Genomic DNA, 12,033 nt, shown 5'->3' with positions numbered 1-12,033 from the left:
CACGATCGACGAGGCTTTCGAGAAAGCCAAGAAGATCCAATAAGGAGCCACCGTGGCCACCATTCACGTTGACGTCGTTTCGGCCCAGGCCAGCATCTTCTCCGGCGAGGCCAAGTTTGTGGCCTTGCCGGGCGAGATGGGCGAGCTGGGGATCTACCCGCGCCACACGCCGCTGATCACCCGCATCAAGCCGGGTGCGGTGCGTATCGTGCGCGCCGACACCGGTGAAGAAGAGTTTGTGTTTGTGGCTGGCGGCATCCTGGAAGTGCAGCCGGGTAGCGTGACCGTGCTGGCCGATACCGCCATCCGCGGCCATGACTTGGACGAGGCCCGTGCGCTGGAAGCCCGTCAATTGGCCGAAGAGGCGATGAAAGCGGCCAAGACCGACATCGACTTCGCCAAGGCGCAGGGCGAGTTTGCAACGATGGCGGCGCAGGTCGCGGCCATCTCCAGGTTGCGCAAGCGCTGAGCTTGCCCGCCGACGCTGGTCGGCGCGCCATGAAAGCCTGCCCGGTTTGTGCCGAGCAGGCTTTTTTCATGACCTCGCCCGATCTGGTGGCCCAGGCTTCAGAATCAAGCCCAGCACGGAGGAGGCGCTGACATGGGCAAACGCGACGACAAAGCCGAGAAGGTTGAAAAAGCCGAGAAGCTTGAAAAAGCCGGGAAGGCCGACAAGAAGGACAAGCCGGGCAAGTCAGTGGCCGGCGCAGGCGATGCTGCAGAGCCGATGTCGAAGTCAGACTACCTGACGCAGCTCGCGCCGTTGGAGTTGCAACTCAACAACCTGGCGCGTTGGCTGCAACACACCGGGCGTCGCCTGGTGGTGGTGTTGGAGGGGCGTGACACCTCGGGCAAGGGCGGTGTGATCTCGGCAATAGCCGATACCCTCAACCCGCGCCAGTGCCATGTGGTGGCCCTGTCCAAGCCGACCGAGCGTGAGCTGGGCGAGTGGTACTTTCAGCGCTACGTGGCTGCGCTGCCGATGGCCGGCGAGATGGCCTTGTTCGACCGCAGCTGGTACAACCGCGCTGGTGTCGAGCGGGTGATGGGCTACTGCAGCGAGTCGGCGGCCAAGGCCTTCTTGAAGCAGGTGCCGGCCTTCGAGCAGATGCTGGTCGATGACGGTGTGCTGCTGTGCAAGTACTGGCTGACCGTCGACCAGGCCGAGCAGGAGGCCCGCTTTGCCGAGCGGCTGAACGACCCGCTCAAGCGCTGGAAGCTGTCGCCCATCGACCTGAAGGCGCGTGAAAAGTACGCCGAGTACGGTGACGCCCGCGACGCCATGCTCAAGGCCACGCACACCAAGGCTGCACCCTGGACGCTGGTCAACTTCAACGACCAGCGGCGTGGTCGCATTGCACTGATTCGGCACCTGCTGGCGCATGTGCCCGACACGACAGTGGAGCCAGCGCCGTTGCAGCTGCCGGCCTTGGCGCAGGCCCCGCTGAAAGAGCACTGTCGCGCAGGTTTCGAGCCCATCTGAGGGTAAAAAGTCGCCGATGCCAAAGGGCTGCGCCGCGAAATGACGACGCGCAGCGTCGCCGCCGGCTCAGCGCAAATCAAGCCAGTTTGGCAATTCGTCAGCGTTGGTTTGGCCCGGCGTCAGCGCGAAGTGTCGGGTCAGCAGGCTGTCGATGGCATCGATGGCCTGCAGCAGGCCGGCTTCAAAGCGGCCCTGGGCAAAGGCGGCGCGCATGGGCGTGATCAGCGCCTGCCACTGGGCGGGGCTGACATGCTGGTTCAAGCCCCGGTCGGCCACGACCTCGATGGCGTGTTCGGCCAGCATCAGGTAGATCAGCACGCCGTTGTTCTGCGCGGTGTCCCAAACCCGCAGCTTGCCAAACAGCATGATCGCGCGGTCCCGCGCGCTGAGGTTTTTCCAGAGATAAGACAGCGGCAGGCCGGCTTCGACGCTGACCCGGATCTCGCCGCTGTGGTGCAGCTCGCTGGCGGCCACGCGCGCCTCGATGCGGGCCAAGGCGTCGGGCGGCAGCGCACGCCGGGTGTCGGTTTCGTCAAACCAGCGGTGCTTGAAGATACGTGACATCCTGCCCATCACCAACTGCCCCCGGCGCCACCGCCACCAAAGTTGCCACCGCCGCCCGACCTGAACCCGCCACCGCCGCCGCCACCACCAAAACCGCCACCGCCAAAACCGCCACCGCCAAAAATCACCGGCGACAGGCCGCCCCGTCCGCCCCGGCCTGCGCCCACGCCCATCACGCCCACCAGCAGCAGTGCCACCCCTCCGGCCAGCCCGCCCAGCAAGACGCTGCTGCTCAGCAGCCAGGCCAGCGCGCCCGTGCCACCGGCTGCGACCACCGACCCCAGTTTGCGGCCCAGCACGGCCGTCAGCACGCCACCCAGCACCGGCACGCCGACAAAAAAGAACATCGCCAGCATCTCCCAGTTGAAGCCCGACGCCGCGCCGCCGCCTGCGCTGCGGGTGGTGGGTGCGGGCAGGTTCTCGCCCCGGATGCGTGCCATCAACGCGTCCACACCGGCCGACAACCCGCCGGCAAAGTCACCCCGCTTGAAGGCGGGTGTGATGGTGTTTTGCACGATCTGCCGCGCCGCGAGGTCGGGCACCGCGCCCTCCAGCGCCTTGGCGGGCGCGATCCAGATCTTTCGGTCGTTCTTGGCCACCACCACCAGCAGCCCGTCGCCCACGTCGCGCCGGCCGACCTTCCAGGCGTCGCCCAGCCGCTGGGTGTAGGCGGCGATGTCTTCGGGCGCCGTGGTTGGCACCAGCAGCACGACGATCTGCGGCCCGGCCTGGGCCTCGAAGGCGGCCAATTTGGCGTCCAGCGTGGCCAGCGCGGCGGCGTCCAAGGTGGCGGTCTGGTCAATCACCCGGGCCGACAGCGCGGGCAACGGCAGCAGATCCTGCGCCTGTGCCGCCGGCGCTGCCAGGCACAGCAGCAACGCCAGCAGGCGCAGCAGCGTCGGCATGGCCGCGGCCTACCTCGACGCTGCGGGGGCGGTCGGCGCCGCCGGTGCCGCAGGCTTGTCGAAGCTGACCTTCGGCGGTGCGCTGATCTCAGCCTCGTTGGCCACCGTGAAGCTGGGCTTGACGCCGTAGCTGAAAATCATCGCAGTCAGGTTGGTCGGAAAGCTGCGCGCCAGCACGTTGTACTGCTGTACCGACTTGATGTACCGGTTGCGCGCCACGGTGATGCGGTTTTCTGTGCCCTCCAGCTGCACCCGCAGGTCCTGGAAGGCGGCGTTGGCCTTCAGGTTGGGGTACTGCTCACTGACCACCATCAACCGGCTCAGCGCGCCGGTCAGTTGGCTCTGGGCGTCCTGGAACTTCTTGAACGCCTCGGGGTTGTTGACCAGCTCGGGTGTGGCCTGGATCGATGTGGCGCTGGCGCGGGCCTGGATCACCTTGGTCAGGGTGTCTTGCTCAAAACCGGCCTCGCCCTTGACGGTGGCCACGATGTTGGGGATCAGGTCGCTGCGGCGCTGGTACTGGTTCAGCACCTCGGCCCAGCCGCCTTTGACCTCTTCGTCGAGCTTCTGGAAGTCGTTGTAGCCGCAGCCCGACAGCGGCAGCACGGCCGCCAACGCGCCGGCAACCAGGGCAGTGCGCAACAAAACCTGACGGATTGAGAACATCGTGACTCCTTTGAGGGTGACCGCTGACGCAGCCCGGCAGCATAGCTGAGGTGTGGAGCGGCAATTTCAAGGCACCGCGCAGGGCGGCCCGCCGCCGATAATCGGTGCATGACCGCACCGCTGCAAAACGACACCTTCTTGCGCGCCTGCCTGCGCCAGCCGACAGCCCACACGCCCATCTGGCTGATGCGCCAGGCCGGGCGCTACCTGCCCGAGTACAAGGCCTCGCGGCTGGCGGCGGGCAACAGCTTCATGGGGCTGGCCACCAACCCGCGCTACGCCACCGATGTGACGCTGCAGCCGCTGGACCGCTACGCGCTGGACGCGGCGATCCTGTTCTCCGACATCCTCACCGTGCCCGACGCGATGGGCCTGGGCTTGAGCTTCGGCGCCGGCGAAGGCCCGCGCTTTGCCCACCCGGTGCGCGACGAAGCCGCCGTGGCCGCGCTGGCGGTGCCCGACATGGCCAAGCTGCGCTACGTGTTTGACGCCGTCACGTCGATCCGGCGCGCGCTGAACGGCCGCGTGCCGCTGATCGGCTTTTCGGGCAGCCCCTGGACGCTGGCCTGCTACATGGTCGAGGGCGCCGGCTCCGATGACTACCGCCTGGTCAAGACCATGCTCTACAGCCGGCCCGACCTGATGCACCGCATGCTGAAGGTGAACGCCGACGCGGTGGCCGCCTACCTCAACGCCCAGATCGAGGCCGGCGCCCAGGCCGTGATGATCTTCGACAGCTGGGGCGGCGTGCTGGCAGACGGCGCCTTCCAGACCTTCAGCCTCGACTACACCCGTCGCGTGCTGGCCCAGGTGAAGCGCGAGCACGAGGGGCAGCGCATACCGCACATCGTGTTCACCAAAGGTGGCGGGCTGTGGCTGGAAGAGATCGCCGCTACCGGCGCTGACGTGGTCGGCCTTGACTGGACGGTCAACCTCGCCGCCGCACGCGCACGCATCGGTGGCTTGGCGGCTTTGCAAGGCAACCTCGACCCCAATGTGCTGTTTGCATCGCCCGAGCAGATACGCGCCGAGGTAGTGAAAACGCTAGACAGCTTCGGCCCGCTGGACGCGGGTGACGGCCGAATCGGCGGTCACATCTTCAACCTGGGCCATGGCATCAGCCAGTACACACCGCCCGAAAGCGTGTCGGCACTGGTGGATGCAGTGCATGAGCACTCACCCCGCTTGCACCGGCGCGCCTGAAATCGATTGCAACAGCCTGCCACCGTTTGGAACAGGGGGCAGTGATTTCCCGGTGAACAAGCACAGAGGGCTTGACTTATCCCCAAAACCTCGAATGTGACGGTTCTGGGCGGCTACCGCTTCATCGCAGCTTGAGTATTTCACTTTGGTGCGCTAAGTCGTTGATTTCATTGACACGCAAAATTGCTTGGAAAGTGGGCAACGGGCCGCCAGGCCCCAAAAATCAACGGTCTAGCGTCATTTTTGGCAGGTTTCCCACAAAGTTATCCACAGGAGCCGTGGAAAGTTTCAAAAGGCTTTGAAAATCAGTCACTTAGCCTCTCTCCCTCACGAAAGCCTGAGCTTTGCCCGCTAACTCGACGCCTGCGCGACATGGATGAGCCCAAGCGTCTGCGCGTGGCCATTGACGCGCCTGCGCACAGCGGTTTGCAGACAGCGCTCGACTATCTAAGTGAGCAATGGCTCTCGCCAGGAACCTTGGTCAGGGCGCCACTGGGCAAGCGGGAAGTGGCAGGCGTGGTTTGGCCCGGAGACCCTTCAAACGAACCCTCACTGGCCCTGAAACCGATTGCCGAGGTGTTGAAGTCGGTACCCCCTTTGTCGGCACGCTGGTGCGAGCTGGTGGAGTTTGCCGCCTCGTACTACCAACGCGGATTAGGGGAGGTTGCCTTGTCGGTGCTGCCGCCCGAGCTGCGCAAGCTCAACGACGTGCAGCTCGCCAACCGCATTGCTCGCTTGCGCAAAGCCTGGTCCCAGCCCGCCGAGCCCACCGCACCCGCCAAGCGCCCCGAGCTGAGCCCCGACCAGGCAGCAGCCCTCGCCCAACTGGCCGGCCTCAGCAAGCCGGGCGCCGCGCCGGTGGTGCTGCTGCACGGCCTCACCGGTAGCGGCAAGACCGAGGTCTACCTGCGCGCCGCCGAAGACGCCCTCGCCTCGGGCCGGCAGGTGCTGGTGCTGGTGCCCGAGATCAACCTCACGCCGCAGCTCGAAGCGCGCTTCGCCGAGCGCTTCGGCAGCGCGGGCCCCGCAGGCCAAGCACCACGCCGCATCGTCTCGCTGCACAGCGGCCTCACGCCGGCGCAGCGCCTGAAGAACTGGCTCGCCGCCCACCTGGGCTTGGCCGACCTGGTCCTGGGCACCCGGCTGGCGGTGTTTGCCTCGTTGCCACGCTTGGGCCTGATCGTGGTCGACGAAGAGCACGACCCGTCGTACAAGCAGCAAGAGGGCGCACGCTACTCGGCACGCGATCTGGCGGTGTACCGCGGCAAGCTGGAAGGTGCTTGCGTGGTGCTGGGCTCGGCCACGCCCTCGCTCGAAAGCTGGCAGCGCGCCGAACAAGGCCGCTACACGAGGCTCACCCTGGCCCACCGCATCGGCGGCGGCGCACTGCCCACAGTGCGCCTGGTCGACATGAACCTGATGCCCAAGGCCACGGGCGTCACCAGCTCACTGTCACCGCAACTCATAGCGGCGCTGGCCAAGCGCGTGGAGAGCGGCGAGCAAAGCATGGTTTTTCTCAACCGCCGCGGCTACGCGCCGGTGCTGCACTGCACCGCCTGCGGCTGGAAGAGCGGCTGCCCTCATTGCAGCGCCTGGCGCGTGTTCCACAAGCTCGACCGCACGCTGCGCTGCCACCACTGCGGCTTCACCCAAGCCGTGCCGCGCGCCTGCCCCGACTGCGGCAACCTCGACATCGGCTCACTCGGCCGCGGCACCGAGCAGCTGGAAGAGCAGCTCGCCGCCAGCCTGCCGGGCGCCCGCGTGGCGCGCATCGATGCCGACAGCACCAAGCTCAAAGGCGCGCTCGAAGCGCAGCTCTCGGCCGTGCATGCCGGTGATGTAGACGTGCTGGTGGGCACGCAGATGATCGCCAAGGGCCACGACTTTCGCCGCATCACGCTGGTGGCCGCGGTGAGCCCCGACAGCGCCTTGTTCAGCAGCGATTTCCGTGCGCCCGAGCGCTTGTTTTCGCTGCTGATGCAGGCCGCAGGCCGCGCGGGGCGCGACGCCGCCCAGGCGGCACGCAGCGAGATGTGGGTGCAGACCTGGCACCCGCTGCACCCGCTGTACACCGCGCTGCGCCAACACAACTACACCGCCTTTGCCGCCAGCCAATTGAAGGAACGCGAGATGGCCGGCCTGCCGCCCTTTGCGCACCTTGCGCTGCTGCGCGCCGAGGCTCGCACCGCCGAGGCGGCAAAGGCATTTCTGCAGGCCGCCGCCGACATGGCCGGCCAGATCGCCGGTGCCGCCGAGCTGCTGATCTACCCGCCGGTGCCCACCAGCGTGGCGCGCGTGGCCAACATCGAGCGCATGCAAATGCTGGTGGAGGCCGGCACTCGCGGCGCGCTGCAACGCGTGCTCACGCCGTGGATGTCGAGCCTGCCCGGTCTGCGCAGCCAGCACAAGGCGGTGCTGCGCTGGGCACTCGACGTGGACCCACTGGCGATCTAGACCCCGCACTGTTCGCTTAGCTGCGTTCGGGCTCAAACGAACAGCAGTGACTGCAGCGAGCAGGTGTGCGCACTACCGTCAATCCGCAGAGAGGATTTGTGCCAGCCATTGCCGCGCCAATTTGACCTGCCGATGGACGATCTTCGGGTCGCGATAGGCATGCGCCATGACGGCGGCGCCCTGCATCAGCGTGATCAGGTGCTCCGCATGCGCTTGGGCCGCCGACTTGGGTAGCACGCGAGCGAGCTCCTGAACCAGCCATGCTTCAAGACTGCGGAGAATGCGCGAGGCGTAAGGCTGCAACGCTGGCTCCGATTTGCCCAGTTGGCTCGCCAGCGTGCCGACCGGGCACCCCACGCTGGCGAATTCGTCGGCCGAGTCATGCACCACCCGAAGAAACGCCTCGAGGCTGGCGCGCGCCGATGTGTCGGGCGGCAAGGCTGCCCCGAGCCGGGCGAAGAGTTCTTCTTGTCGCGCTTGCGAGACCGCTTCCAGCATTTCTGCCTTGGTTGCGAAGTAGTAGCAAAGGTTGCCCTTCAGGAGACCGCTCGCCTCAGCAATGTCGCCGATCGAGGTCTCGGCATAGCCTCGTTCCATGAACAGGTTCAGGGCTGCTTGCACGATGCGCTCGCGGTTGGCGGAGCCTTTGGCAGAGGCGGCCGCGGTCTGCGGCTGGAGCTTAGGCGCGGGTGTCAGGCGCTTCGTGTGTTGAGCCATTGCGTGATCGTCGTGAGGTCGAGGTGGTCGTCAATATTGCGGCCATAGTGCACGACCGCGATCTTGCCTTGTTCATCGATCAGGAAGTCGGCTGGCGTTCGTTGGAGCGGGCCCTCAACGCGCCCCGGCAGAAAGCCCTGGGAGAACGCCCGCAAGGCCACCCCGATGACCCGCACCGACACCAAGCCTAGCCAGCGCGACTCGACTCCAAAAAGACGATAGAGCGCCATGGTGGGGTCCGGAATGATGGGGAACGGCGCATCTTGCCGGCCAACGTACTCAGAAATGGACGCCGCTGGAGACTGGAACACGCTGATCACCGCCAAACCGCGCTCTGCCCAGGTGGGAAACATTTCGATCGTGCGCCGCATGCGCAAGTTGCAAATGGGGCAGGAAGCATAGCGATAGAAGGTCAGGAGCACCGGGCGGCCTTTGAGGGCTTGCAGGTCAACAACTTGCCCCAAAAAGTCTGACTCACGCAGCGTGGGGGCGGTGTTACCGGGAGTGAGGCGCATGGCGGCAGCAGTCTTATTTGGATGAATGTCCAACATTGTAAGGACGATCGTCCAAATTTCAAATGGAAAGACCGGCCCTGAACTGGCATGTCGACGGAGGGGCGCGAACCAAGCGGGCTCACCGCCTGAACCTCTTGCAAAGACCCGAGGTGCTGCCCCGTACCTCGCAAAAGAAAAGGCGGGCTACGCTCACGCGCGGCCCGCCCAATGAGCCACAGCATTCAGGGAGGGAGGGAGGAGGGAGCTGTGACCCGTTGGAAATCCTACGAGCTTGATTTGCGACCGTCTGTAGGACAACAGGCCGTGAAAGGGTCTTCGCGTTTCAGGCTGTTTCGCGCACGTTTCGCGCCGCGAGCACAAGGTCTCGTCTCAGCGCGCTGTCGGCGGCAAGGGCGCGAGGCCACAGTGGCATGCAACGCCAAGCACCCGCGACGCCACACGCCATGAACCTCCGCCCCGCCCCGCTCAATTTCGCCATCATGATGATCCGCGCCCAGCGCCGCCACGATGGGTGAAGCGCGGCGGCTGCCCTTACAGTGCAGCCATTCCCACGCATGACCCCGGAGACTGCATGCCCGCTTCCCGATCTGGCTGGTTTAGCCGCTGGTTTGGCCGCTTCTGGTGGCTGGTTGACGCCAGCCGCCGCACGGTCTTCAACCTGATCTTCCTGGTGATCGTGGTGGTGGTGGTCGTGGCCATCGCCACCAGCGGCGCACCCAAGCTCGAAGACAACACCGCCCTCGTGCTCAACCTGCGCGGCCCGCTGGTTGAGCAGCATGCCTCAGGCCTTCGTGACGCCGCCCTGGCCCAGCTGAGCGGCGAGCCGCCAAGCAGCACACAGCTGCGCGATGTGCTCACCGTGCTCGATGCGGCCGCCCAAGACCCGAAGATCACCCGTGCAGTGCTGGTGCTCGACGATTTCAAAGGCGGTGGCATGGCCGGCCTGCGCGAAGTGGCTGCCGCGCTGCAGCGCTTTCGCGCCACCGGCAAGAAGGTGATCGCCTGGGGCGCCGGCTACGACCAGCGCCAGTACTACCTGGCGGCGCAGGCCGATGAAGTGCTGATGCACCCGATGGGCCTCCTGTTTTTGCAGGGCTTCGGCCGCTACCAAAACTACTATCGCGACGCGCTCGACAAGGTGGGCGTCACGGTCAATCTGGTACGCGTGGGCACCTACAAGAGTTTCGCTGAGCCCTTCATTGCCAACGAGCCGTCGAAAGAAGCCACCGAGGCCAGCGCCTTTCTCTACAACGGCTTGTGGGCCACCTACACCGACGGCGTAGAGAAGGCGCGCAAGCTGCCCGCCGGCAGTGTGATGGCCTTGCTCAACGAGCTGCCGCAGCGCCTGGCCGCGGCCGGTGGCGAGCCCGGCAAGCTGGCCCTGCAAGCCAAGATGGTAGACGGCCTGAAGACCCGCGACGAGCTGCGCCAGATGATGATCGAGCGTGGCGCGAAAGACGCTGACGGCAAGACCTTCCGCCAGGTCTCGTTCGACAACTACCTGGCCCGACAGAAGCCTCAGCTGATCGGTGACGCCATCGGCGTGGTGGTGGCCGAGGGCGAGATCATCGACGGCCTGGCACCAGCCGGCACGGTGGGCGGGGCCTCTACCGCCGAGCTGATCCGCAAGGCGCGCAACGACAAGAGCGTGAAGGCTCTGGTGCTGCGCGTGAACTCGCCCGGTGGCTCGGTGTACGGCTCAGAGATCATCCGCCGCGAGCTGGAGCTCACGCGCGCCGCCGGCAAGCCGGTGGTGGTGTCCATGGGCGACGTGGCGGCCTCGGGCGGCTACTGGATCTCGATGTCGTCTGACGAAGTGATGGCCGATGCCAGCACCGTCACCGGCTCGATCGGCGTCTTTGCCTTGCTGCCCACCGTCGACAAGGCGCTGGAGAAGATCGGCGTGCACACCGCCGGCGTGACCACCACCTGGCTGGGCGCTGCCGGCGACCCGCGCCTGCCGCCCGACCCGCGCTTCCTCTCGTTGATGCAAACCATCATCAACCAGGTCTACAGCGACTTCACCACCAAGGCCGCACAGGCCCGCAAGACCACGCCCGACAAGATCGACGCCGTGGCCCAAGGCCGTGTGTGGACGGGTGAGCAGGCGAAGGAGCGTGGCCTGGTCGACACCCTGGGCGGCTACCGCGACGCGCTGAAATCAGCGGCCAAGCGCGCCAAGCTCGACGACGACGCCCGCGTGGTCTACATCCAGCCCGAGCCCGACCGCGCTGCCCGCCTGCTTGAGCTGCTGGGCGGTGCGGCGGTGCAGGCGCTGGCAGCACGCTTCGATCTGCAGGTGGCGCCGCTCGGCGTGCCAGGCAAGGTGGTGCAAGAGGCGCGCCAAGAGCTGGGCTGGCTGGCCGACATGACCGAGGGGCGCAAGCCGTTCACGGCCATCACGCACTGCTTGTGCACGGGGCAGTAGAGAGCCCTTTGCCAGCGCGGCCGAGCAGCTGAATGCGTGGATGTGCTTCGTGGTGATGCTCGGGCGCTGCGACGCGCTCTACCGCGCCAAAGCCGAAGGGCGCAACTGCACGCGCGTGGGCTAGGCTGCCGTCACACCCAGGCCCCAGGCCAGCAACGAAAAGGTGACGAACGCAAGCACCGTGCTGGCCATGATGATGCGTGCCACGCGTCCGTTGTCGGCACCGTAGCGCTCAGCGAGCAGCGACACGTTGCTCGCACTCGGCAGCGCTGCCGCCAGCATCAGCACGCTCAAGCCGAACTCGGGCACTGGCACGCCCGCCGCGCGCAGCAGCAGGCCCACGCTCAGCACCAACAGCGGGTGCACGAAGAGCTTGATCAGCGCCACCGGCAGGTACTGCGCCACCGGCGTGCGCGTATGGGTGTGCTGGCCCGCGCGCCACAGCACCGCGCCAATGGTGAAGAGCGCCACCGGCGTGGCCGAGTCGCCTAGCATCTTGATGATTTGCGCCAGGGGTGCGGGCAACTCTCGGCCACTGGCTGCGAGTGCAGCGCCCAAGCCGATGGCCCACGGCAAGGGGTTGCTCATGGCGCCGCGCAGCGAGCGCAGCACCGCGCCCTTGGACGCCTCGGAAGCTTGCGCCAGCGCAATGCACAGCGAGCTGGTCAAGAAGAGGTCGACCAGCACCGTGCCGATCACCGGGCCGGCTGCGCGCTCGCCCAGCAATGCCACCAGCAACGGCACCCCCATGAAGCCACTGTTCGGGAAGGCCGCGACCAGCGCACCGAAGGCTGCGTTCTTCATGTCCACACCCTTGGCAGCGTCGGCGCGGCGCAAGGTGACGGCGATGGTGAAGAAGACCACCAGCAGCGCACACAGCGCATAGGCGGCAATCAACGCCGGGTTGATCAGCTGCGCAAACGGCATGCTCGCGCCGAAGCGAAACAGCATGCAGGGCAGCGCGAAGAAAAGCACGAAGGCGTTGAGCCCGGGGATGGCCGCTTCGGGGAGCACGCGGCGCTGCGCGGCGAGGTAGCCGCACAGCACGAGCGCAAAGAAGGGAACGGTGACGGCCAGGATCGCCTGCATGAGGGGCGA

At 66.4% G+C, this 12,033-nt stretch carries 11 protein-coding genes; 5 read left to right on the top strand and 6 right to left on the bottom strand.

Annotated elements, in window-relative coordinates:
- Positions 1-52: 52 nt before the first annotated feature.
- Together AC30QB_RS02470 and ppk2 are read left to right on the top strand one after the other, a co-directional pair.
- Positions 53-469 carry a F0F1 ATP synthase subunit epsilon gene (locus tag AC30QB_RS02470; RefSeq protein WP_489544606.1) on the top strand — a complete coding sequence of 139 codons (417 nt, stop codon included), beginning with the start codon at positions 53-55 and terminating at the stop codon, positions 467-469.
- Positions 470-601: 132 nt separating this feature from the next.
- Entirely contained in the window at positions 602-1,483 is an 882-nt protein-coding gene (ppk2, locus tag AC30QB_RS02465; protein ID WP_489544605.1) for a polyphosphate kinase 2, read from the top strand.
- Between the two features lie 66 nt (positions 1,484-1,549).
- On the opposite strand, the gene AC30QB_RS02460 is transcribed toward ppk2, so the two are convergent.
- The 3 genes from AC30QB_RS02460 to AC30QB_RS02450 are packed head-to-tail and all read right to left on the bottom strand — an operon-like array spanning position 1,550 to position 3,618.
- On the bottom strand, positions 1,550-2,047 hold the full coding sequence (locus AC30QB_RS02460) for a TPM domain-containing protein (RefSeq protein ID WP_489544604.1): 498 nt from the start codon (positions 2,045-2,047) through the stop codon (positions 1,550-1,552).
- An 8-nt stretch (positions 2,048-2,055) separates the two neighbouring features.
- Complete coding sequence (locus tag AC30QB_RS02455; protein ID WP_489544603.1) at positions 2,056-2,952, bottom strand: TPM domain-containing protein; 897 nt, start codon at positions 2,950-2,952, stop codon at positions 2,056-2,058.
- 9 nt (positions 2,953-2,961) lie between these two features.
- Positions 2,962-3,618 carry a LemA family protein gene (locus AC30QB_RS02450; protein ID WP_489544602.1) on the bottom strand — a complete coding sequence of 219 codons (657 nt, stop codon included), beginning with the start codon at positions 3,616-3,618 and terminating at the stop codon, positions 2,962-2,964.
- A 108-nt stretch (positions 3,619-3,726) separates the two neighbouring features.
- Here AC30QB_RS02450 and hemE point away from each other — a divergent pair, with 108 nt between their 5' ends.
- Entirely contained in the window at positions 3,727-4,821 is a 1,095-nt protein-coding gene (gene hemE / locus AC30QB_RS02445) for a uroporphyrinogen decarboxylase (RefSeq protein ID WP_489544601.1), read from the top strand.
- A 372-nt stretch (positions 4,822-5,193) separates the two neighbouring features.
- Positions 5,194-7,275 (top strand): primosomal protein N', encoded by a 2,082-nt coding sequence (locus AC30QB_RS02440; protein ID WP_489544600.1) that lies wholly within the window; start codon positions 5,194-5,196, stop codon positions 7,273-7,275.
- Between the two features lie 78 nt (positions 7,276-7,353).
- Here AC30QB_RS02440 and AC30QB_RS02435 read toward each other — a convergent pair whose 3' ends face one another.
- Positions 7,354-7,896, bottom strand: coding sequence for a TetR/AcrR family transcriptional regulator (locus AC30QB_RS02435; protein ID WP_489544599.1), 543 nt, complete (start codon positions 7,894-7,896; stop codon positions 7,354-7,356).
- Between the two features lie 71 nt (positions 7,897-7,967).
- A complete protein-coding gene (locus AC30QB_RS02430) occupies positions 7,968-8,507 on the bottom strand; it encodes a peroxiredoxin family protein (protein ID WP_489544598.1) in 540 nt (179 codons plus the stop codon).
- 571 nt (positions 8,508-9,078) lie between these two features.
- Between AC30QB_RS02430 and sppA the strand changes: the two genes are divergently transcribed.
- Entirely contained in the window at positions 9,079-10,935 is a 1,857-nt protein-coding gene (sppA, locus tag AC30QB_RS02425; protein WP_489544597.1) for a signal peptide peptidase SppA, read from the top strand.
- 120 nt (positions 10,936-11,055) lie between these two features.
- On the opposite strand, the gene AC30QB_RS02420 is transcribed toward sppA, so the two are convergent.
- Positions 11,056-12,024, bottom strand: coding sequence for an AEC family transporter (locus AC30QB_RS02420; RefSeq protein WP_489544596.1), 969 nt, complete (start codon positions 12,022-12,024; stop codon positions 11,056-11,058).
- Between the last annotated feature and the right edge of the window lie 9 nt (positions 12,025-12,033).

The sequence above is a fragment of the Rhizobacter sp. genome, from assembly GCF_046595475.1.
In the GTDB taxonomy this organism is placed as follows: Bacteria; Pseudomonadota; Gammaproteobacteria; order Burkholderiales; family Burkholderiaceae_C; genus Rhizobacter.
Note: the sequence above shows the minus strand (reverse complement) of the source record. Positions and strands in the feature narration are given on the sequence as shown.

What these genes read in the sequence shown, in the direction of transcription:
- ppk2 (WP_489544605.1), top strand. Translation starts at nt 602, where the DNA reads ATGGGCAAACGCGACGACAAAGCCGAGAAGGTTGAAAAAGCCGAGAAG.
- AC30QB_RS02460 (WP_489544604.1), bottom strand. Translation starts at nt 2,047, where the DNA reads ATGTCACGTATCTTCAAGCACCGCTGGTTTGACGAAACCGACACCCGG.
- AC30QB_RS02455 (WP_489544603.1), bottom strand. Translation starts at nt 2,952, where the DNA reads ATGCCGACGCTGCTGCGCCTGCTGGCGTTGCTGCTGTGCCTGGCAGCG.
- AC30QB_RS02450 (WP_489544602.1), bottom strand. Translation starts at nt 3,618, where the DNA reads ATGTTCTCAATCCGTCAGGTTTTGTTGCGCACTGCCCTGGTTGCCGGC.
- hemE (WP_489544601.1), top strand. Translation starts at nt 3,727, where the DNA reads ATGACCGCACCGCTGCAAAACGACACCTTCTTGCGCGCCTGCCTGCGC.
- AC30QB_RS02440 (WP_489544600.1), top strand. Translation starts at nt 5,194, where the DNA reads ATGGATGAGCCCAAGCGTCTGCGCGTGGCCATTGACGCGCCTGCGCAC.
- AC30QB_RS02430 (WP_489544598.1), bottom strand. Translation starts at nt 8,507, where the DNA reads ATGCGCCTCACTCCCGGTAACACCGCCCCCACGCTGCGTGAGTCAGAC.
- sppA (WP_489544597.1), top strand. Translation starts at nt 9,079, where the DNA reads ATGCCCGCTTCCCGATCTGGCTGGTTTAGCCGCTGGTTTGGCCGCTTC.
- AC30QB_RS02420 (WP_489544596.1), bottom strand. Translation starts at nt 12,024, where the DNA reads ATGCAGGCGATCCTGGCCGTCACCGTTCCCTTCTTTGCGCTCGTGCTG.